Below are 19,424 nucleotides of genomic sequence, written 5' to 3'. Positions count from 1 at the left end.
TGCGGCTCGCTTGAGTGACCGCATACGGCTGACAGTGAGCGTAGGCCATACCAGGAACAAGGCGCGTTAGAAGCCGTGCAAGTCCACCTCATCGGCGAGGCCGCCCTACAAGCGTGTCTTCTAGAACTCACCGCGGCCACGAGCGCCCTTCCAACCCCTCATCGACGTGCTTCTGCCAAGCCTCCTCATCCCGCTTGTACTGCTCGTACTGATCTTCCCCGTATGCCTCGGCGTCAGGCGGCGCGGGGATGTTCTCCGGATGGAACTTGTACACCATCTCGCTCGCAACCATGTCATCGACCAGACGCTTGTCGATCGTGAGCCCGCGCTCCTGCGCATAGCCGATCGTTTCATTGATGATCTTCTCCTGCCTAGAAAGGGGTATCCCCTTGTAGTCGGTCAGGAGAACGCGAAGCATCCAGATCGTCGTGGAAACGACCCGCTCGTACCCCTCGCTTGATGGGCGGCCGGTCAGGATCTCGTTCAGATCAACCCCGGTGTACATGTTGAGGCGAACCAGCGCCTCGGTCGGAATCGATCGCTTCCCGCTTTCATAGGCGTAGTAGCTCCGTGGCGTGATATCCATCATCTCCGCCATCTCGGTCTTGGTGAAGCCGCGCTTCTTCCTGAACAGTTCGAGGTTGGCGTGGGGCTCCACCGCGAGCGCGGCCGCCAGGGCCTCTTCCTGGCTTCGGGCTTCCTCCTCTTCCTCGAAACCACGGGCATACTCGTCCGGGTCGACCGGGGTGAATTTGAACGCCATTGTCGCGGCCTCTCAGGATAGGAACAATCGTTCCGGCAATTGTGCCCGAAAAAAGAAAGCCTGTGAAGCCGTGCATTTGACTGGTAGCATCAACCCGACAGCGTATGAAACCGGAGGCACCGATGTCGGAACTCTTGATGGAAGGGAAAACCCCGGAGAACTGGGCGAAGCAGTTGCTCGAGCACGGTGTGCGGGTGTCGCCGCGCCTCATCCGCACGAGGGCGCGTGAGACCGGCAACTACTACCAGCTTGGCAACCTGATGCTCCTGTCTCCGGAGCAGATCGAGGCGCTGCTGATGCCGGGGCGGCCTCAGGCCGACCAGAGAGCCTGAGGAGGCGAAGATGGCGGCAGAGAAGGCACGCATCACGCAATCCGAGCTGACCCGGTACCTGAAGGCGTATCGGGATGCCGGGATCCCCATCGGGCGCTCAGAGATCAGCCGTGATGGCACCGTCGTCATCTACACGGCCACGCCGAAGGCGCAGGAGGAGGACAACCCGTGGGATCAGGCCTGAAACGGAGCCGCCAGTATCCCGGCGCGACCTCCTATTTCGACCGGCACGGCAAGCGGCGCTGGCGCTTCCGCAAAGGCGGCTTCTCGGCCGAGCTTGGATCGGACTACGGTTCCGAGGATTTCATCCGCCGATACGAGGCCGCGCTGGAGGGGCATCGGACGCGCGGAGGTGTTGGCGCTGGCCGCGCGAAACCCGGCAGTGTCGGTCTGCTCGTCTCGAAATGGTACCGGTCGCAGGACTTCCTGGCGCTCGAGGCATCGACGCAGCGCGTTTACCGCGGTGTGGTCGAGAGCTTCCGCCAGCAGCACGGCGACAAGCCTGTGCATCTGATGCAGCTCCGTCATGTGCAGGACCTTCTGGCTGCCAAGGCGGACACGCCTTCAGCGGCCAACAACCTGCGCAAGAGGCTCATCCAGCTCCTGGACTACGCGATCACGCTGGAATGGCGGACCGACAACCCGGCACGCGCCACGAAGCCCTACAAGGTCGCCACAGAGGGCTTCCACACCTGGACCGAGGCAGAGATCGCAAAATTCATCCGGACGCATCCTGAGGGCACCGAGGCGCACAGGGTGATGACGCTGATGGCCTACACCGGAGCAGCCCGCGTGGATGCGGTGCAGCTTGGCCCTTGGAACATCAAGGATGGGCGGTTTCAGTACCGTCGCCAGAAGACGAAGAAGGCTAACGGGCGTCTGATCTCGATTCCCATGCATCCGGACCTTGCAGCGGTGCTATCCAAGTTGCCGCCCGACCGCCCCTACATTTCCACGAGGCGCGGTACGGCGCGCACAGCGGCCGGCCTGGGCAATCTCATGCAGCGCTGGACCCGGGAGGCGGATTTGCCCGCCTGCTCGTCTCACGGCCTGCGGAAGGCCTGTGCGCGGCGACTCGCGGAGGCCGGAGCGACCACGAACCAGATCGCGTCGGTGACGGGCCACAAGACGCTGGCGCTTGTGCAGCACTACACGGCTGCGGCAGACCGCGAAGGATTGGCTGATTCAGCTTTCGAGAAGCTGCTTGCACGTCCGAATGGAGAACAAAATCTGGCGAACCTTCCTGATTGGTTCGCCAATATCGACACCAAGTCCCTTAACGGAAAGGAAAATTGATGTTCAGTGGTGAGCCGTGCAGGATTCGAACCTGCGACCCACTGATTAAAAGTCAGTTGCTCTACCAACTGAGCTAACGGCCCACTGTGTTGGGGCTTCTAGAAATTGTCCCGGGTGGGGTCAACCACTTTCTTCAGATTTTCTGTGCCAAATTTCATCGGCTCTGGAAAGGCGCGGCGCCGAAGCGTATATCCCCGCTCATGAACAGCTTTGCGGACAGATTGCCCTTCATGAAGATGCACGGGCTCGGGAACGATTTCGTCGTGCTGGATGCGCGCGCGCGCAGCGTTGCGGTAACCCCCGGGCTTGCGCGGGCCATCGCTGACCGGCACCGGGGGGTCGGCTTTGACCAGCTGGCGGTGATCGAACCGGGCGATGTGGATACGCGGCTGACGTTCTACAATGCGGATGGCTCGACCGCGGGCGCCTGTGGCAATGCCACCCGCTGCATCGCGCGTTTCCTGATGGACGAAGGCGGCCTGACCTCGCTGCGGCTGATTACCGAACGCGGCACGCTGCTGGCCGAGGATGCCGGGAACCGGTTGACGTCGGTGAACATGGGCCAGCCGCAGCTGGACTGGCGCGACATCCCGCTTGCCGGCGCGATGGACACGCTTGAACTGCCCATCGACGGTGCCCCCACCGCGACGGGCATGGGCAACCCGCATTGCACCTTTTTCGTCGAGGATGCCGAGGCCGTGGATCTGGCAACGCTTGGCCCGGCGCATGAACACCACCCGCTTTATCCGCAGCGCACCAATGTGCAGGTGGCCAGCATCACCGGCCCCGATCACCTGCGGATGCGGGTGTGGGAACGCGGTGTGGGGCTTACGCTGGCCTCGGGGTCGTCGTCCTGCGCGACGGCGGTGGCAGCGGCGCGACGCGGGCTGACGGGGCGGCGCGTGACCGTCGATCTTGACGGCGGCACGCTGGTTGTCGACTGGCGCGCGGATGGCGTCTGGATGACAGGCCCCACCGCGCATGTGTTCGATGGCGGTTTCACCGCCGACTGGCTGGCGGGCGTGTCGTGAGCGCGCCGAAATTCACCACGCTGGGCTGCCGCCTGAATGCCTATGAAACCGAAGCGATGAAGCGTCTCGCGGACGAGGCCGGCGTGGGCAATGCCGTGGTCGTCAACACCTGCGCCGTCACCGCCGAGGCCGTGCGCAAGGCGCGACAGGAAATCCGCCGTCTGCGACGCGAAAACCCCGATGCCCGCGTGATCGTCACCGGATGTGCCGCGCAGATCGACCCCGGCAGCTTTGCCGCGATGGACGAGGTCGACGCGGTGATCGGCAACACCGAAAAGATGGCCCCCGACACCTGGAAAGGCCTCTCTGCCGGCTTCATCGGTGATACCGAGCGGGTGCAGGTCAATGACATCATGTCGGTGACCGAAACCGCCGGGCACCTGATCGACGGGTTCGGCACGCGCAGCCGTGCCTATGTGCAGGTGCAGAACGGCTGCGACCACCGCTGTACGTTCTGCATCATTCCCTATGGCCGGGGCAATTCGCGCAGCGTTCCGGCGGGCGTCGTGGTGGATCAGGTGAAACGCCTTGTGCAGTCGGGGTTCAACGAGGTGGTGCTGACCGGCGTCGACCTTACGTCGTGGGGGGCCGATTTGCCCGGCACTCCGCGCCTTGGCGATCTTGTGATGCGACTGCTGCGGCTGACGGATGTGCCGCGCCTGCGGATCAGTTCGATCGACAGCATCGAGGCCGACGACAACCTGATGATGGCAATCGCCACCGAACCCCGCCTGATGCCACATCTGCACCTCAGCCTTCAGCACGGCGACAACCTGATCCTCAAGCGGATGAAACGGCGCCACCTGCGCGACGATGCCATCGCGTTCGTGCAAGAGGCACGCAAGCTGCGCCCCGAGATCACCTTTGGCGCCGACATCATCGCCGGGTTTCCAACCGAGACCGAGGCGCATTTCGAAAACTCGCTGAGGCTGGTCGAGGATTGCGACCTGACCTGGCTGCACGTCTTTCCCTATTCCGCGCGCCCCGGCACCCCGGCCGCCAAGATCCCCGCCCGCGTCGATGGCCGCGCGATCAAGGACCGCGCCGCCCGGCTGCGCGCCGCGGGCGATGCTGCGGTGGCCCGCCATCTGGTCGCGCAACAGGGGCGCACCCATCGCATCCTGATGGAATCGCCCGACATGGGCCGCACCGAACAATTCAGCGAGGTGAATTTCGCCGTCCCGCAAACCGAGGGCAGCATCGTCACCGCAACCATCACCGGGCGCGACGGCCAGCGCCTGACCGCCTGAACGCACGCCGGAACGCCTCTTGCACCCCAATCAGATCTTTCGCACAACACCCGAGGCGCGCAGCCTGACGTTCGCGCGTGACCGGGCGTTCGGGGTGCTGGCAATTTCGTCCCGCGGCGCGCCGCTGCTCAGTCATGTGCCCTACTTGCTGTCTGACGATGGCGGCAGCGCCGATCTGCATCTGGTGCGCTCGAACCCGTTGGTGGGCGCATCAAAAGACGGCGTCGCCGCGACGCTGGCGATCAGCGGGGCCGACGGCTATGTGTCGCCCGACTGGTACGGCCTGGGGCCCGATCAGGTGCCAACCTGGAATTACGTTGCTGTTCACCTGACGGGGCGGCTGGACCCTCTGCCCCCCGACACCCTGCCGGACATGCTGGCGCGCCAGTCGGCCTTTTTCGAAAGCCGTCTGTTGCCCAAACCGCCCTGGAACATGGACAAGATGTCCGATGACCTGAAAACGCGGTTCCTGCGGATGATCCTGCCGTTCCGATTGCATATCGCCCAGGTCGACAGCACCTGGAAGCTTGGCCAGAACAAGCCCGACGCCGCGCGCGAGTCCGCCGCCGCGCGGCTTGACGACGGCTTTGGGCAGGACCTCGGTGCGCTCGCCGCGCTGATGCGCGCGCCCCAGCCCCCCGATTGACCATTTGCGAACCGCGCCCTTATGCGGCATGACGGTCGCATGACACCCGCATCCAAAGCCCTCGCCGTCCATCTTTTCACCGCGACGGGAGTCGTGTTCGCCATGCTCGCCCTGCTTGCGGCGGCGCAGGAACAGTGGTCGGTGATGTTCCTGTGGCTTGTGGTGGCCTTTTTCGTGGACGGGCTGGATGGCCCGCTGGCGCGGCGCTACGACGTAAAGTCCAACGCACCGCGCTTTGACGGGGTGCTGCTGGATCTTATCATCGACTATCTGACCTATGTGTTCATCCCCGCCTTCGCGCTGTTCGAATCCGGCCTGCTGCCAGGCTGGACAGGCTGGATCGCGATCATCCTCATCACCTTTGCCTCGGCGCTGTATTTCGCCGACAGCCGGATGAAGACCGCCGACAACAGCTTTCACGGCTTTCCCGGCTGCTGGAACATGCTGGTGCTGGTGCTGTTCGCGGTGCAACCGAATTTCTGGATCACTCTGGGGGTGGTGACCGTGCTGGCCATCGCCATGTTCCTGCCGCTGAAATTCATCCACCCGGTGCGCACCGAACGCTGGCGCGCGGTGTCGCTGCCCATGGCGCTGGCCTGGACGGGGTTCGCGGCCTGGGCGGCGTGGGTGGATTTCCATCCTGAAAGCTGGGCGCACTGGGGGCTGATCGTGACATCGGCCTACCTGATCCTTGTGGGCATGGTGCAACAGGTTGTCCCTGCGCGGGGGTGACCCGTTAAAAAATTCCCATCTCCAGGCCCGCCGCCATCGCGGCGCCCAGTTCGGCGCAGGCGCCAAGATCCGCCGTTGCGATCCGCTTGGGCGCAAGGATCGCTTCCGGAGTCTGGGCGTGGGTGATGACGATGCGGGCGGGCTGTACCTCACGCAGGCGCCAGCCGGTCGCGATGCGGGCAAGCTGGCGCGCCGCACCTTGCCCGTCGGACCCGGCACAGATCAGCTGCGCATAGGGGCGGCCTTCGATCCGGCCCAGCAGGGGATAGTAGCAGCGATCGAAAAACGCCTTCATCTCACCCGTCAGCGCCCCAAGGTTTTCCGGCCCGCAGAACAGATACCCCGCCGCGGCCAGCAAATCTTCGGGCCCCGCATCCTCGGCGCGCAGCAGATGCGTGGTCAGATCGGCCCGCGCGCCCTCTGCTGCCGCTTCGGCCATCTGCCGGCTGCCCCCCGTGCGGGTGTGATAGATGATTGCAAGGCTCATACGCTCAGTATAGCCCGCTGCCCGGGCCGGGCCAATCGCCGACTGATTGTGGCGTCTGACGTAGCGCCACAAAATATCAGCCTCGGACAAGGCAACAACCCACTTGACCCTTGAAGGCCGTTGTTTTAACCCTCGGTTCTGCCGAGCGGGCGTTGTGTAATGGTAAGACCCTTGCCTTCCAAGCAAGAGACGCGGGTTCGATTCCCGCCGCCCGCTCCAATTCACATAAAAAATAGACAGCTTTTCAGAAACTTAGGCCGCAAAGTGTCCCACGCAGGATTTGACAGTGGGACACCACCCTTCATCACCACCCCTTAACCAGCCTGCGCCAAACCGTCGGCATGAGCAACACACCCATCATCACCTGGCGCGGCGAGGAAACCCGGCTCGACTGGCCGGATCTCGCGGTGCTGGCCTATGAGCGCAGCGACGGCATAGAGGTCGGTCAGTTCTGGTGCGCGGGCCGACTAACACGGCGCGAGGTCGACACGTCCTTTTGGCGGCGCTCACCGGCCCATAGATGCGCGCCGGGAACCACCCCGACGCGCTGGAAACAGACCGACGTGTTGGGCACGTCGCGACCTTTCATTGCCGCTGAATGATAGGGGCCCGACCGCGCGGCACGGTCGCGGGCGTCACCGGGCATGTGCCCGGATCCGGGGATCAGCTTTTGCCGATGGTCGACTTTGCCCGCACGCGACCGTAGATCGCGATGAGGCCGCCCACGGCCGTGATGATCGCGTCAGCGTGCGCGGCGATGCCGGTGGCCTGTTCCTGCGACATCTCGATGCCGACGAGGCTGAGCACTTGCGGCGCGATCGCGATGATCGAGCCCCAGATTGTGACCGAGGCCAGAGGGCTTTTCGTTCCGTACATGGTCTTTCCTTTCGGGGGTGATGCGGCGCGCAGCCGCGGAGAGCGCCAACCAGAGGCGCCAGTCGGTGACGGGGATCAGCACGCGCGCCAGTCCCCATCTCGAATCCAGCCGTGCCAGTGACCTTCCCAGTTGACGGAAGGGTCCAGAGTCGGCGCGGCGATGCTGCCGTTCCAGCACCAGCTCGGCCCATGCTTTGGCTTGAAGCCGTTGCCGATCCTGAGGCGGACCTTGGCGCCACAGCCGCAGGGGCAGAAATGCAGCCAGACCTGACTGCCGTCCGGATTCGGATCCGCGATCCAGACCGATCCCGGCGTGCGGTCGCCCAGGAAGGCGTTGCGGTCGCGGTAATGGGTGGCGCGGATCACAGCAGGGCCGCCCAGGTCATCGGGCCGACAACGCCATCTGGCAGCAGCTCGTGCCGCGCCTGGAACTCGACCACGGCGCGGCGGGTCTTGGGGCCGAACATGCCGTCGATCGTAACGCCAAGCGCAGCCTGTGCATCACGGACGAAATGTCCGACCGAACCCTGCCGAATCGTTTCGCGCGTCGGGTAGTCTTGCGCCGCCGGCGCATAGTCCACGGCCTCGATCACCCGCGCGCGTAACTCGTCTCCGACCACAACCGGATCGCGCGCCGTGCTGCCGCCGGTCAGCGAATAGTCGAAATCCCATTTCCCGCGCTGCCAGACGCCCAGCGTCGGCTCGACCTCGGCATGGCTCAGGATGGTGCGGCGGGTGGCCACAATGCCGTAGCGGCCGCAGAGACGCGCCGTTTCGGCGATCAGCGCGGAGACCTGGGCGGGTCTCACCGGATGGGTCCAGCTGGCCGGGTCACCCCAGTCCGCGCCGGCCATGGCGCAGATCGCAAGGCCGATGCTGCCGGTGTTCAGCTCGCGGGTGTGCGCGGCGTAGCTGCCCGGTGCCATGCTGCGGCCGGGGGCATTGTCAGCGATCGCGTGCAGGCCGTCGTGCAGCCTGCCGTCTCCGTCGATCAGGCGGTGGTAATGCTGGCGGTCAAGATCGCTCGGGGTGTAGGTGCCGGCACTGTGGTGCCAGACGATCCGGTTCATCGGCATGGTCGTCTCCCATGAAAAAGCCCGGCGCGATGGCCGGGCGGGGTGTCGATAGGTGGGGGATGTGTCGGAGGGCTCAGGGGCGGCGATCCGCCCATGGGATCCTGAACACCAGATTGTACTGGATGCCCTCGGGGCACCGGTGCAGCGCCCAGAAACTTACATGGTCCGGCGCCCCGTACAGCGCCGTGAAGACCCACGGCCCGAACGCTTGCGGCCCGGCCACGGGCGGCCGGTCATCGGGCGTTTCCTTTGGTTCTTCGCTGCGGAACCCCGCGACAAAGCGCTGGCCACCGGCGGCGCTGGTGTAGGCGACATGGCCGATCTTTTCGCAGCGCCGCTTTTCCAGTCCGCCCCAGACCCGCAGATCGGAGCCCTGAACCTCTGCGCGATCAACGGTCACGTTGTGGAACGGGGTCAGCCCGCGGACATCCCGCCACGCCCGGCTTTCGGTGATCTTGCGCCGTTCGGCCCATGCGATGCCCGCAAGCAGGATCATCGCGGCAAGCATCATGTTGCGTCGCGTTGATCGCGCCGCAGCTTGCAGACGCTCAATCGACATCGGCGTTGTCTTTGACCGGGTCGATGCCGACCCGCTTGCGCAGATAGTCGCGCAGGATCGCGCGGCCCTCGGTGCGCCAGAACTCCCGGTCGCCGAACATGGTGGATATGATCGTCATCACGGATGTGCCCGCCAGCATGATGATCGCAACCGCCCATCGTTCGTCGCCAAAGGTCCAGGGCGCGAGGGCATCTGATAACGCCACGCCAAGCCCGGCAGAGATCAACCCATTGGTCAGCTTCGACCACCACGGCAGAGCCGCGCCGCCCCGGATCAGGTAGGCTGCAATGGCGACGATCAGGATCCAGTATTCGATCGGCTTGGACAGGATCGTCACAAATCGGTCAGGCATCAGACGCGCCCTCCTTTCGTAAGTGCAGCACTCCCGAACTGCGCGCCAGCGCGGATCGGGACATGAATCAAGGGGACTGCGTCATGTCGAGCGTCCGCGTGTCCCCGTTGCCGCGCCCGCCTTCCCCAAAGAACTCGGCGTAAGCAGCGGCGTCCGCTGCATCGAGCTCGGCATAGGTCTTGCCGGATGCTGCGACGTCGATCAGGTGGTACTGGTAGAGTATGAAGCTCTGCCCGTTGTTTTGGTTCAGGCTGTCGTAGGGGACTGATCAGCAGATGAAAGTCACCGCACAATATGTGCGCCCCTGAACCGTCGCTGCGCCGTGTGCCTCAGAGAAATAGATTTCCTCGGCGCCCGAAGGGATGACGTAGGCGTGGGGCATGAACGTGTGATTGGCGGTGTTGAAGGGATGATCGCCGGTCTCGGCGATAAGCGCTCCCGCGCCGTCCCGCAGCTGCCAGTTGACGGTGTAGCTGTTCGTGTACGGAACCCCCGGGTTCACGATCTTCACGCCGGTAATCATCGACCCGGCGGGCAGGATCGCTCGTAGGGTGTTCGATCCTAAAGGCTGGCCTGCGCCGATCGGGTCACGGAAAATGAACGTGGTCTCTGCCTGCCCGCTGTTTCGGGCATATCTGCTGCCATAGACCGCGTTCCAAACCGTCAGAACATTGCCAGTCGACTGGGTCGAAGTCCGGCAGCCACGCAACGTGACCAGCCACGTACCGCCGACGATTCCGCGCGTGAAGGTCAAGAATTCGTCGGGCGTGCCATGCATCACGTCACAGAGGCGGTATTCTGAATTGTGGGTGTATCCATAACTCGCCGCGCCGTTGCTGTATGCGTGCTTGCCGATCAACGTGCAGGCGTCGAATGTGGTATTCGCGCCCCGGTCATTGCCCGATACGAATGTCGCGGTGGTGACATTCTCGTATCCAGCCGGGATGACAGCACCGGTGTCAAAGTCCCGAAAGCTCACATGGCCCTGGTTCCATTCGCAGTAGATCAGCTTTGACAAAAGGTTCTTGTGCTCGACGCGCCCGCCGGTCACCGACATACTACACACGCCGCGCGCATGATCGTTTCCCAGAAGCTCGAACAGTGGCGCACCCTTGGTGGACGTGTTCAATGTCATGCCCGGGCTGTGACCCGACCAGTCGCAATTGACGAAGTGGAAATGTCCGCCCTTGCGTGCCCGCAGGAACTGGCCGTCATACAGCCAGAATTTGCAGTTGGTGGCCCAGTAGTTGAGAAACTGGTCCGACCCCTCGACAGGAATATCCAGCACGGTATCGCGGATGGTCGCGGTGATTGCGCAGTTCGACCAGCGCCATTCGGAATTGTTGTTGCCCCCTTCCAGCCGGTACAGCTTCTGCCAGGTGCCGTTCCAGTTGCAGTTCTCGAACAGGACATCCTGGGCGCCACCGCTGGCGTCAACGAACATGAACCGCGCGTTGTCGCTGTTGGCGGTAAAGCGCAGGTTTCGAAATCGCACGAACAGGAATTCGTTGGGGTTGTAGCAGAGGTAATCTTCGCCATCGTGATCGAAATGGATGGTGGTGCCGGTCGCACCACCCTCATAGGTAAGCCCCATGGCCCGGCCTGCCCCGACCTCGCCCATCAGGGCTCGGGGCTCGGCGATTCGGCACTCACCGCCTGCGAAGAAAATAACATTGGGCACCACGTCATTGCTTCCAACACGGGGCGATCTCTTGGCGCCGATTGCTGCCCAAAGCGCCCGCTTTACCGCCAAGGAATCATCCGTGATCCCGTCCAGCTTGGCCCCAAAGGCACGCACATCCCACCCCCTCGAACCGGGGAGCGCCTTGAACGGCGTCCCGTTTACGAGGGCGTGGTATCCCCCCAGGTTCGTCGAGCTGATTTCACTGGCACCGCTCTCCATGGCTTCAAATACGACGCCCTCCGCCGTTTGCGCTTTGGCGCCGACGCCAAGCGAGACGTACGCCGATGCGAGAAAATCCGCGCAGGTCTTCGATACGCCGACACCTTCTGCCCAGGTGACGATCCGCGAGGGGTCGGGCTGATGTTGCGGCGAAGGGGGGGAGCCCAACCAGAGGTCGGCCTCGATGCTTTGCGAGGTCATAGCCGCGCTCCTTACGATATGGTGAGATATTGGGAAGTTGAGACCGGCCCTTCGCTGCCATCCGAGGACAACGCAGCCAGCCAGTAATATCCGGTCGGGTCCGGGTCGGTGCTGATCGTAAATTCGAAAGCCCCGGCTCCGACAGGTTTCAGGGGCGTCAGCGCAGTAGCCGCGCTGAAATCATCCGTTGCAGCCATGTAGACCCGGATGGACGATGACCTTGCCGCCGCGGTTCCAACGAAAGACACCTCGCCAGTCACGGCGCTTGTACTGCTGATGACAGGTGCATCGGGTGGCGATGGTGCTGCTGCGCTTGATATGGTCACCTCTATCGGCGTCGTTGGGAATGCCGTGCCCTTGGTCGACCCGTATGTGTTGCGCACCTGGACCGTGTAGACATCGCCCGATTCCAGCCCTCTGATTTCGGTGTAATCAGAGGCGTCCCATGTGGCGTAGAACACCTCGCCATCGGCCTGCCGGGTGTAAATCACCTCCTGGTCGTACAGGTCATCCTGCGTGTCCCAATCCACGCGCAACACACCGCTGCTGGGCGACGTTGCGGAGACACCGGTCACGTCATCCACTGAGATTGCCGTGTAGGTTTCCACGTCGATCTCTGGGCGCGCGGGTTCCTCTGTCGCGCTGTCAAAATCGAAATCAGCCGCCGTCACGCTCACGGCCTCGATGCTCCACGTCCCGACGCTTTCGCGGCGCAGGGTCGAGACCTCGAACACCTCGTCCATGCCCAGCTCGGCATGCTGGAACCGGAAAAAACGCTCGCCGATCAACTCATAACCAATAGCGCCGATGCCGCCGCTCAGCTGCCATTCGGCGCGGCTGATGGTGCCAAGACGCTTGGCGATGCGGATCGCCTGGTTGTGGTTGTCCACCGCGTAAAGCTGTGGCGTGTCGCGCTTGGTCTGGTTGCCCGGCCCGACCACCCATGTGCCGGTCGACCATTCCCGGTAGACATTGTCCGGCTCGATATATTCTGGCACGATTTCTGTCGGGGCAGAACTGCCAGATCGCCCCGACGTCATCTGCACTTCGAGAAAATCCCGCGCCGTCAGGGTGACGGTCGGCGCGCTGTAGCGCCCGACCTTGAACCCGACCTTGCCGTCGATGCCCTCGTACAGGAACACGTCGGCCGCCGCGCAGAGCATGGCGCGCTGCGTCTCGAAATCCTGATCGTCAGACAGGGTGCAGTTGAGCCGCCATTTGGCGCGGGTCACGCCATAGCGATCGGTGATCGGCACATCGCAGGCGTCGGCCTCTATCGCAACATCATCCCAATCGACTGAAACGCCCATGCGTTCGGTCAGCCACCACGCAAACCCCAGGGCGAAATTGTCGGTCCAGCCGGTGCTGTCGCTGCGCGGATCGTAGATGGTGTTCAGCCCCTTGAAGATCGGCGTGGCCACCCACATCCGGCCCGTCGGGTAGCGGTCGGCCACCTCTTCGGTCGAGACCCGCTTGCCCCGAAAGTAGGAACAGCCCAGCCCGACAAAATCATGCGCGTCTGTCAATTCCTTGTCCGAGCCGGGGCCGAAATCATCCCGAATGCGGGCTGGCAAGGTCTGCCCCGCCTCGCCGGGCAATTCAGTGACATAGGCATAGCCACCCGGCCCGCCGGATACCTCCCCGATGCCGTTATAGGTCACGGGGATCTCGTCCAGATAAGTCTGAAGAAATGCCTCAATCGGATGCGCGCAATGCACGGTGATCTGGTGACGGTATTTGTTCTTTTCGCCGTCAAACCCCAGCATGCCCCCCTTGCGCACGGTGCCGATGCACCATTCCGCATAGGATACTGGGTTAGTGTAGCTGACCATTGAGGAAGACGGCTTCGGTGCCTTCGGCGCGCCTTGAAGGGCCGCCGCCACCGCTGCCAAGCCAATGCTCAGCGTGGCCTGCACCACGATGCCGCCGAAGGTCGAGGCTGCGAACGTCGCCCCCGCTGCCGCCCCCGCGGCAAATCCAGCTGACGCCCCCGCCGCCGCCGTGCCACCAAGCGCGCCGAAGGCAAAGCCTGCAACTTGCGGCTGGAACACGCGCGGATCTGACAGCGCGGTTGTCTGGCGGAAATCACGCCGCATAGCCGACCCCCCAAGATGCCAGAACCTCGACCGCGCGTGCGGCGCGGAAACAGACGCCCCGGTCCATGTGCGTTGCCCAATGCTCGCCGGTCCAGATCCCGCCGTAAGCCCAGCGTTCCCCGGCGTAGCGATAGACGCCGATGTCGCCGGGACGCATGTCCCGGTCAGAGCGCGGCAGGCCCCCGATCGTGTCGAGACAGCCCGACATGCACGCAACCGGATCAGTCAGATAGCCGGTCTCGCGCTGGCACTCTCCGCGCGTGGCATACATCCCGCGCAAATGAGCCGCCGGGTCTTGGCCGGTCACAACCTGCACCCAGTCGCCGAGGACCGTGCAGCAGTCTGTCTCGCCCCAGACGAACGGAAGCCGAGACCAGCGGTTCATCTCCCGAAACAGTGGCTGCATCGGGATGATTTCTGGACTGATCTCGGTCATCGGAACATCGGGTTTCGCTGGAAATCGGTGTTGGGCTTGTATTGCAGCGACGGGTTCGCCACCCCACCCAGCAGCGCCGCGTGGCCTTCGGTGTTGTAGGCGATGCGCCGGGCCGTCCGGCGCCCCTCCGTCCAAGCCTCGAACCCCATGGAGATCCGCCGTTCGACCGCGCCGGACAGCGAAAACGTCAACGTCCGCGCCGTGCGGCGGCACCATTGCAGCGGCGCAATGCTCGGGCGGTAAAACTCGCCCATGTGCTGCATCGGCTGCACGAAGAAATCGACGTTCTCGCCGTCGATGTATTCCGCGCCCTTGTCCTTGAGCATGGTGATCAGGTTGCCCGCCGCAGGATCCTGAAAATAGGCAAGCGTCGCGGTGCCCGCTGGCGCCACGCCGTTGATGGCACTTTCCATGCTCTCGACGCTGAACAGTTGCGAGCCGTACCATGTGCGGCCCTGCGTGTCGCGGAACACCGCGTCGGTGCCGATGATCAGCCGCACCGTGCCATCCGGCGTGTCGATTGCCATCAGATCAAGCAAGCCGATCCGGTCATCGCGTGGATCGAAATTGCCGGGAAAGAAGGTCATCGGTTCAGCACCTCGCGGAAGGACACGCTGAACGCGCTGCGATTCAACTTTCCGTAAGGCGCAGCGCCAGCCAGGTCGTCGTCGACCTCGAACAACCCCGTTGCCATACAACTCACCAGGTCGCCTGCCGCCATGTCGGCGCGCAAGGGCATCTGGATGCCAAGGGTGTAGGTGTCGTCGCCGTTCGCCTCGACACTCACCACCCCCATGGGCCAGTCGCCTGCGCTCATGATCTGGCCGGGGGCTGGCACCAGGTCAGCATCGGTGCAGGTTACGGTGACGTATGTATCCCCTGCAGATGCGGCAGCCGCCGCCTCCAGATAAACGTTTGGCGAAAAGCCGGATCCACTCGAAAACCTTTCGCCGGTTGCAAAGGGAATCCCGGTCTCGGCCACGGCGCGCCCGACGATGGCCTGCAAATTGAACCCCAAAGGGTCGAACATATACAGTCGATAGATCCCGACGCGCCCCTGCGCCTGCCAGCGATGCGCCCGCCAGGACCGCAGCCAATCATCCCGCATCGTCATGTCGAGATGACCGACCCAGCGCGGAACCTGGTTCATCACCACCTGGGTGTTGCCGTCTGTCAGTCCAGCCTCTGGCGCACCGCGCCAGTCGATGTCCCAATCGATCGACGTCACCCGCATAAGGGACAGCGGCAGGGTCACGATCTGGCGCTTCATATGCCGCGCTCCCGCTGTTGTGCTGCACGCTTGGCGAAATTGCGGCTGGTGGCGCGTGACGTTGCCTGCAGGCCCTGAGCCTGCTCAAAGCGAACGCGCGCCATGATGCTGCCATCATCGCTCAGGGTCAGCTCACCGCCTTTGATCTCGACATCTCCACGCTGTGACGATGAGCCCATCGGCGCTGTCGACGCCACTCCGACCATGCCACCGTCCGCGAACTTGGGTATGCGACGATTGCGTACGGCTTCCATGAAGCCTGCGCCGTAGAAGTCCACCGCCGAGGCGGGCTGCACAAATTCTCCCCGCGATACTTTCGCAATGAGGTTGTCCTGACGCTTGCCACCGACACCATCCAGCAGCCCCGCGCCACGCCCGATGTTCCGGAACCCGCCACCCCCGGCCCGTTCCGGCGTCCCGCCAAAGATCCCTGAAACCAGCGATCCAACCCAGCTTCCAGCGCCGGCTCCACCAGCGCCCTGCCCCAACCCGTCAAACGCCGTTGCAAGCGCCTCCCACACCGGGTCCGTGGCAAGTGACCAGAGCTTGTCGATGATCATACTCGTGAGCTGATCCCAGAAGGCTTCCTCACCCGCGCCGCCCGGCTTCAGGTTGTCAAACAGACCCCGGATGCTGTCCTCGGTCTGCTGCAACCGATCCTTGAGCGCCTGCTGCGCCTCATCTGCAGCCGCCAAGCGCCCCAAGGCAGACGCCTGATCGTCAATCACCTGTCGCAGCGTCCGGCCATCTTGGACCAGCGTCTTGTCAACATCGATGCCCTGTTCCTTAGCGCGCTGCAGCGCCTCGTACTGGAACGTCAGGCGCGCCTGTTCTTCGACGGACTTTCCCGCAAGCGATGCCTCAAGACGCAGCTGCGCGAGATGTTCATCACCGACTGCGATCAGCTGCTGAAGGGTGCTGACGCGGTCGGAAGCGGACTCCGCGCGGCTTCCGGCGCCCTGGTCAAAGGCCCCAAGGATCGTCGCATCATCGACACGATTCAGGCCTTGCCATTCTTGCCGCAGCGGGCCCGTGTCACGCCCCCGCCGGTCGATCAACCGATCTGCCATTTGGTCCTGCAAGCCGGACGAAAACAACTCACCCCCGCTCAACCCCATTTCACGCATCAGGCTGCGAAGCGTGGTCGAGACGATCTGGTAGCGCCCGACCGCAGAGCTGTTGTAGCTGTTGTCAGGGTGCGCCAGCATTTGCTTCTGCAGCGCCAGGATCTCATCCAGCGTCATCGACACCAGGTTCACATCGCCGCCGGTGAACGCCCCATACCCAAGCGTTTCGTTATACCCGCGCCCCTTGTCGGTGCCCTCCGCATAGCCAATCAGGTCGCGCAGACCTTTCTTGGCGGCATCGCTCGCGCCGCTTGCGAAGGTGACCTGATCGCTGTGTGCACGGCTTGCCTGATACTGGCCATAAACACGTTGCAGCCGATCAATTTCGTCAGCGGCATCCTTTGCGCTGTCCGCCGTCTCGTCAAACGGACGCTCGGCGGAAATTTCGCGGGTGGTGTCGAGCGCCCCATCAAGCCGTGCCTTAACGTCGGCGAGGCGCTCCTCGACGCCAGCGAGCCCCGCTATATTCTCGCGAAAATCAGACAGTCCATCCGACCGTAAAAGTTTGCCAGCCTCGGCCGCCTCCGTCAGAGCATGGGCAAGATTGTCATAGGCAGCGGCCAGATCGGCCTCAGTTGTCGCGCGGCGCACTGCCTCGATCTCATCCCTGAACAAACCCGCTTGCTCTGCGGCAGCGACCAGCGGCGACAGCTTGCCGTTGCCGGACAGGTCTTCGCCACTTTCAAGAATGCCGACGATACCATCCCGCACCGAATCCAAGGCTGGCCCTACAGCCCGCAGAGCATCCATGCTGCTGGCGAAATCCGTCGCCGAAACCTCACCCTGTCTGAATCCTTCGGCGATCTCGACAAGGCTCTTCATGAACTTGTTTTGCGCCGCACCCCGCAGACCCGACAGCAGCCCTGGGCTATCTCCGGACACCGCGTCGCGGAACATGTCGAACCGCTGGATGAAATCGTCGATGCCGTCACCGTCCAGCACTGACCCGGACATCTTGTCGCGAGCATTCGCCAGGGCACGTTCGAGATCTGTCCGCGCCTGCTCGAGCGCGGCGCGCGACTGATCCAGCATCGCCTGAGTGGCTGCCGAAACAGCGCCGCCAAGCCCCTTCTGTTCGTCCGCTGCCCGCTTCGACGCTTCCTGATAGGCATCAAGCGCATCCGCTGCTTTCATCGCGGCGGCATCAGCGCGTTCGACCGCATCCGCAGCGACATCCGTGTCGAGGCCAAAGGCCAGCAGCGAAGCCGCCGTGATCGCGAGTGAAAGCGGCCCCCCCATGACCCCGGTCAGCACACGGGCGGCGACACCCATCCGGGTCAAAGGCCCGACAGCGCGACCTGCCGCCGTTCCGGTGGCCGTGACCGAGGCCGCAAGTTCAATCATGGCCGCGCGCATCGCCACGCCTTTGGCGATCGCCAGCGTCATGCCCTTGCCAACCAGGTAAACTGTCAGCGCTTGCCCCACACGTTCGGCGATCTCTTCGACCTCGGAGAAATTCTCCGTCAGATAGCGGAGCGCATCCGTCAGGCGGCGCACGAAGGTTTCGGCCACGTCCAGCCCGCCGTTCTGGGCCGACTCGAGCTGCAACGCCTCCCAGGCCGCGGCGACTTCTTTCAGCGCGCCATCAAGCCCGCGCATCCGGACCTCGGCCTGCTCCTGCGCCGAAACTTCGCCCATCGCCGCCGCAAGGTCGCGCAATCCCGTTGCCCCCTGCGACGCCAGCGCCGCCGCCGTGCGGATTGCATCGGTGCCGAACACCGTTTTCAGGGCATCGTTGCGCGCCTCTTCGCTAAGCCCGGCCAGGCCGTCCTGCAGTTCCTGCGCGATGTCGGCCATGTCCTTCATGTTGCCTTGGGCGTCGAAGAACTCGAGCCCGAGATCCTGCATCACCCCAGCGGCTTTCGCGGACTCGGGCGTCAAACGCTGCAGGAACGTCTTGAAGCTGGTGCCGGCATCCGATCCCGATGCAAAGCTCGAGGCGGTCGCGGACAGAACGGTCAGGAAATCTTCGATCTCGACACCCGTGGTGCCCGCCACGCCGCCCGCCTGGGCGATCGCAAGGCGCAGATCGTCGAACCCGAACTTGGAAGTGAACGCGGCGCCGGTCAGCCGGTCGACGATCTCGGGGAGTTGCGCGGCGGTCAGTCCAAACTGCTGCATGACATCGGTCACAAGGTCTGCCGATGGCGCGACCTCGGCGCCAAGCGCGCTGGCCAACATCACCGAGCTGTCGAGCGCACCACCCAGGGTGTCGGAAACCGACACGCCGTTCTTGGCCAGAACCTCGATCGCCTCGGCGGCCTGCATGGCGCTGAACGCCGTGGTCTCGCCAAGCCTCTTGGCCGCCTCGCCCAGGCGCGACACGTCGGCCTCACCTGCACCGGTCGCAGCCTCGACGCGCTGCATCATCGCCTGGAATTGCCGCCCGACATCAAGAGAGCCGCGCCCGAAGGCAACCAGTCCCCCGACCAGCGCCGTGCCGCCCATGAACATCGCAAGGCGCTTCAGGGCGGGAAGCTCGGCGCTGACAGCGGAAATCCCACCGCGCAGCTGGCGGGCGGCAAGATCGGTTTCGCGCAGGCCCGCACTGGCCGGGGCGGTCGCGGACTGGATCCGCCGCAAGCTCTTTTCGCCCGAAGCCCCCAGCGCGCGCAGATCGGCGTCGAACTGCTTTTGCCCAACCGCCGCAAGGCGCACTTTGTAATTCCGGGTAGTGCTGCTCATTTGCTCTTGTCCTGCTCGCGCAGCTTTGCCGCGGCCTCAAGCAGGCCGCTTTCCCAGAAGGGAAGCAAAAGTGCCGCGATGTGGGTATTCACGCCCTGAGCCTTCAGCAGCTCAAGACAGGCCGGCATGTCGAGCCCGGCGTATCCGGCGCCGCCGATGCGGCGCTGGTGGAACATCTCACGACCGGCGGCGACAAGCGCCCGGCCCTCGATGCTCTGCGGTGCATGGGTGTCTTCGGGGCACGCGCCCTCACCCCCGAACCGTGCGCACGCATAGCCGGGCATGGACCGGCAGTCGGCGCAGTGA

At 64.0% G+C, this 19,424-nt stretch carries 22 protein-coding genes and 2 tRNA genes; 9 read left to right on the top strand and 15 right to left on the bottom strand.

Annotation, left to right across the window (positions count from 1 at the left end; genetic code table 11):
• Positions 1-127 precede the first annotated feature (127 nt).
• Positions 128-763 (bottom strand): helix-turn-helix domain-containing protein, encoded by a 636-nt coding sequence (locus ATI53_RS01230; protein WP_111549538.1) that lies wholly within the window; start codon positions 761-763, stop codon positions 128-130.
• 122 nt (positions 764-885) lie between these two features.
• Between ATI53_RS01230 and ATI53_RS01225 the strand changes: the two genes are divergently transcribed.
• Genes ATI53_RS01225 through ATI53_RS01220 form a run of 3 tightly spaced genes read left to right on the top strand, consistent with a single transcriptional unit; the run spans position 886 to position 2,391 of the window.
• Positions 886-1,095 (top strand): hypothetical protein, encoded by a 210-nt coding sequence (locus ATI53_RS01225; RefSeq protein WP_088652986.1) that lies wholly within the window; start codon positions 886-888, stop codon positions 1,093-1,095.
• A gap of 10 nt (positions 1,096-1,105) precedes the next feature.
• A complete protein-coding gene (locus tag ATI53_RS23135; protein ID WP_158965043.1) occupies positions 1,106-1,279 on the top strand; it encodes a hypothetical protein in 174 nt (57 codons plus the stop codon).
• Complete coding sequence (locus ATI53_RS01220) at positions 1,264-2,391, top strand: tyrosine-type recombinase/integrase (RefSeq protein ID WP_111549537.1); 1,128 nt, start codon at positions 1,264-1,266, stop codon at positions 2,389-2,391. Before ATI53_RS23135 ends, ATI53_RS01220 begins: the two co-directional genes overlap by 16 nt.
• Before the next feature lie 7 nt (positions 2,392-2,398).
• Here ATI53_RS01220 and ATI53_RS01215 read toward each other — a convergent pair.
• A tRNA-Lys gene (locus tag ATI53_RS01215) sits at positions 2,399-2,474 on the bottom strand.
• A gap of 117 nt (positions 2,475-2,591) precedes the next feature.
• Here ATI53_RS01215 and dapF point away from each other — a divergent pair.
• The 4 genes from dapF to ATI53_RS01195 are packed head-to-tail and all read left to right on the top strand — an operon-like array spanning position 2,592 to position 6,050.
• Positions 2,592-3,422 (top strand): diaminopimelate epimerase, encoded by an 831-nt coding sequence (dapF, locus tag ATI53_RS01210; RefSeq protein WP_111549536.1) that lies wholly within the window; start codon positions 2,592-2,594, stop codon positions 3,420-3,422.
• On the top strand, positions 3,419-4,672 hold the full coding sequence (gene mtaB / locus ATI53_RS01205; protein ID WP_009506197.1) for a tRNA (N(6)-L-threonylcarbamoyladenosine(37)-C(2))-methylthiotransferase MtaB: 1,254 nt from the start codon (positions 3,419-3,421) through the stop codon (positions 4,670-4,672). Before dapF ends, mtaB begins: the two co-directional genes overlap by 4 nt.
• Before the next feature lie 19 nt (positions 4,673-4,691).
• Positions 4,692-5,318, top strand: coding sequence for an FMN-binding negative transcriptional regulator (locus ATI53_RS01200; protein ID WP_009506198.1), 627 nt, complete (start codon positions 4,692-4,694; stop codon positions 5,316-5,318).
• 39 nt (positions 5,319-5,357) lie between these two features.
• On the top strand, positions 5,358-6,050 hold the full coding sequence (locus tag ATI53_RS01195; RefSeq protein WP_009506199.1) for a CDP-alcohol phosphatidyltransferase family protein: 693 nt from the start codon (positions 5,358-5,360) through the stop codon (positions 6,048-6,050).
• Between the two features lie 4 nt (positions 6,051-6,054).
• Here the strand turns inward: ATI53_RS01195 and ATI53_RS01190 are convergent, their stop codons facing one another.
• Positions 6,055-6,537, bottom strand: coding sequence for a flavodoxin family protein (locus ATI53_RS01190; RefSeq protein ID WP_111549535.1), 483 nt, complete (start codon positions 6,535-6,537; stop codon positions 6,055-6,057).
• 145 nt (positions 6,538-6,682) lie between these two features.
• On the opposite strand from ATI53_RS01190, the gene ATI53_RS01185 reads away from it, so the two are divergent.
• Both ATI53_RS01185 and ATI53_RS01180 read left to right on the top strand, forming a co-directional pair.
• Positions 6,683-6,756: transfer RNA gene (locus ATI53_RS01185), tRNA-Gly, on the top strand.
• Positions 6,757-6,878: 122 nt separating this feature from the next.
• A complete protein-coding gene (locus ATI53_RS01180; protein WP_111549534.1) occupies positions 6,879-7,139 on the top strand; it encodes a hypothetical protein in 261 nt (86 codons plus the stop codon).
• A 61-nt stretch (positions 7,140-7,200) separates the two neighbouring features.
• On the opposite strand, the gene ATI53_RS01175 is transcribed toward ATI53_RS01180, so the two are convergent.
• The 12 genes from ATI53_RS01175 to ATI53_RS01120 all read right to left on the bottom strand — a co-directional run bounded on the left by ATI53_RS01175 (position 7,201) and on the right by ATI53_RS01120 (position 19,402).
• Positions 7,201-7,413: a hypothetical protein gene (locus ATI53_RS01175; protein ID WP_111549533.1), complete on the bottom strand. Its 213-nt coding sequence runs from the start codon at positions 7,411-7,413 to the stop codon at positions 7,201-7,203.
• 75 nt (positions 7,414-7,488) lie between these two features.
• Positions 7,489-7,779, bottom strand: coding sequence for a ubiquitination-like system serine protease family protein (locus ATI53_RS01170; protein ID WP_111549532.1), 291 nt, complete (start codon positions 7,777-7,779; stop codon positions 7,489-7,491).
• Positions 7,776-8,489 carry a peptidoglycan recognition protein family protein gene (locus ATI53_RS23775; protein WP_111549531.1) on the bottom strand — a complete coding sequence of 238 codons (714 nt, stop codon included), beginning with the start codon at positions 8,487-8,489 and terminating at the stop codon, positions 7,776-7,778. Before ATI53_RS23775 ends, ATI53_RS01170 begins: the two co-directional genes overlap by 4 nt.
• Before the next feature lie 73 nt (positions 8,490-8,562).
• Positions 8,563-9,048: a hypothetical protein gene (locus tag ATI53_RS01160; RefSeq protein ID WP_111549530.1), complete on the bottom strand. Its 486-nt coding sequence runs from the start codon at positions 9,046-9,048 to the stop codon at positions 8,563-8,565.
• Complete coding sequence (locus tag ATI53_RS01155; RefSeq protein WP_111549529.1) at positions 9,038-9,400, bottom strand: hypothetical protein; 363 nt, start codon at positions 9,398-9,400, stop codon at positions 9,038-9,040. Before ATI53_RS01155 ends, ATI53_RS01160 begins: the two co-directional genes overlap by 11 nt.
• Before the next feature lie 268 nt (positions 9,401-9,668).
• A complete protein-coding gene (locus tag ATI53_RS01150) occupies positions 9,669-11,504 on the bottom strand; it encodes a hypothetical protein (RefSeq protein ID WP_111549528.1) in 1,836 nt (611 codons plus the stop codon).
• An 11-nt stretch (positions 11,505-11,515) separates the two neighbouring features.
• The gene (locus ATI53_RS01145; RefSeq protein WP_111549527.1) at positions 11,516-13,600 is read right to left on the bottom strand and encodes a phage tail protein; all 2,085 of its coding nucleotides are present in this window, start codon (positions 13,598-13,600) and stop codon (positions 11,516-11,518) included.
• The gene (locus ATI53_RS01140; RefSeq protein ID WP_111549526.1) at positions 13,590-14,036 is read right to left on the bottom strand and encodes a DUF6950 family protein; all 447 of its coding nucleotides are present in this window, start codon (positions 14,034-14,036) and stop codon (positions 13,590-13,592) included. Before ATI53_RS01140 ends, ATI53_RS01145 begins: the two co-directional genes overlap by 11 nt.
• Positions 14,033-14,623, bottom strand: coding sequence for a hypothetical protein (locus ATI53_RS01135; protein ID WP_111549525.1), 591 nt, complete (start codon positions 14,621-14,623; stop codon positions 14,033-14,035). Before ATI53_RS01135 ends, ATI53_RS01140 begins: the two co-directional genes overlap by 4 nt.
• Positions 14,620-15,306 (bottom strand): hypothetical protein, encoded by a 687-nt coding sequence (locus ATI53_RS01130; RefSeq protein ID WP_111549524.1) that lies wholly within the window; start codon positions 15,304-15,306, stop codon positions 14,620-14,622. Before ATI53_RS01130 ends, ATI53_RS01135 begins: the two co-directional genes overlap by 4 nt.
• Positions 15,303-19,118, bottom strand: coding sequence for a phage tail tape measure protein (locus tag ATI53_RS01125; RefSeq protein WP_111549523.1), 3,816 nt, complete (start codon positions 19,116-19,118; stop codon positions 15,303-15,305). Before ATI53_RS01125 ends, ATI53_RS01130 begins: the two co-directional genes overlap by 4 nt.
• Positions 19,115-19,402 carry a DUF7697 family protein gene (locus ATI53_RS01120; protein WP_111549522.1) on the bottom strand — a complete coding sequence of 96 codons (288 nt, stop codon included), beginning with the start codon at positions 19,400-19,402 and terminating at the stop codon, positions 19,115-19,117. Before ATI53_RS01120 ends, ATI53_RS01125 begins: the two co-directional genes overlap by 4 nt.
• Positions 19,403-19,424: the final 22 nt, after the last annotated feature.

Source organism: Salipiger aestuarii (assembly GCF_003259905.1).
Taxonomy (GTDB): Bacteria; Pseudomonadota; Alphaproteobacteria; order Rhodobacterales; family Rhodobacteraceae; genus Salipiger; species Salipiger aestuarii.
The sequence above is the reverse complement of the archived record's forward strand: the minus strand, read 5'-3'. Positions and strand labels throughout refer to the sequence as shown.

Coding starts and splice junctions, on each gene's coding strand:
- ATI53_RS01230 (WP_111549538.1), bottom strand. CDS start 763: ATGGCGTTCAAATTCACCCCGGTCGACCCGGACGAGTATGCCCGTGGT.
- ATI53_RS01225 (WP_088652986.1), top strand. CDS start 886: ATGTCGGAACTCTTGATGGAAGGGAAAACCCCGGAGAACTGGGCGAAG.
- ATI53_RS23135 (WP_158965043.1), top strand. CDS start 1,106: ATGGCGGCAGAGAAGGCACGCATCACGCAATCCGAGCTGACCCGGTAC.
- dapF (WP_111549536.1), top strand. CDS start 2,592: ATGAACAGCTTTGCGGACAGATTGCCCTTCATGAAGATGCACGGGCTC.
- ATI53_RS01195 (WP_009506199.1), top strand. CDS start 5,358: ATGACACCCGCATCCAAAGCCCTCGCCGTCCATCTTTTCACCGCGACG.
- ATI53_RS01190 (WP_111549535.1), bottom strand. CDS start 6,537: ATGAGCCTTGCAATCATCTATCACACCCGCACGGGGGGCAGCCGGCAG.
- ATI53_RS01180 (WP_111549534.1), top strand. CDS start 6,879: ATGAGCAACACACCCATCATCACCTGGCGCGGCGAGGAAACCCGGCTC.
- ATI53_RS01175 (WP_111549533.1), bottom strand. CDS start 7,413: ATGTACGGAACGAAAAGCCCTCTGGCCTCGGTCACAATCTGGGGCTCG.
- ATI53_RS23775 (WP_111549531.1), bottom strand. CDS start 8,489: ATGCCGATGAACCGGATCGTCTGGCACCACAGTGCCGGCACCTACACC.
- ATI53_RS01160 (WP_111549530.1), bottom strand. CDS start 9,048: ATGTCGATTGAGCGTCTGCAAGCTGCGGCGCGATCAACGCGACGCAAC.
- ATI53_RS01155 (WP_111549529.1), bottom strand. CDS start 9,400: ATGCCTGACCGATTTGTGACGATCCTGTCCAAGCCGATCGAATACTGG.
- ATI53_RS01150 (WP_111549528.1), bottom strand. CDS start 11,504: ATGACCTCGCAAAGCATCGAGGCCGACCTCTGGTTGGGCTCCCCCCCT.
- ATI53_RS01145 (WP_111549527.1), bottom strand. CDS start 13,600: ATGCGGCGTGATTTCCGCCAGACAACCGCGCTGTCAGATCCGCGCGTG.
- ATI53_RS01140 (WP_111549526.1), bottom strand. CDS start 14,036: ATGACCGAGATCAGTCCAGAAATCATCCCGATGCAGCCACTGTTTCGG.
- ATI53_RS01135 (WP_111549525.1), bottom strand. CDS start 14,623: ATGACCTTCTTTCCCGGCAATTTCGATCCACGCGATGACCGGATCGGC.
- ATI53_RS01130 (WP_111549524.1), bottom strand. CDS start 15,306: ATGAAGCGCCAGATCGTGACCCTGCCGCTGTCCCTTATGCGGGTGACG.
- ATI53_RS01125 (WP_111549523.1), bottom strand. CDS start 19,118: ATGAGCAGCACTACCCGGAATTACAAAGTGCGCCTTGCGGCGGTTGGG.
- ATI53_RS01120 (WP_111549522.1), bottom strand. CDS start 19,402: ATGCCCGGCTATGCGTGCGCACGGTTCGGGGGTGAGGGCGCGTGCCCC.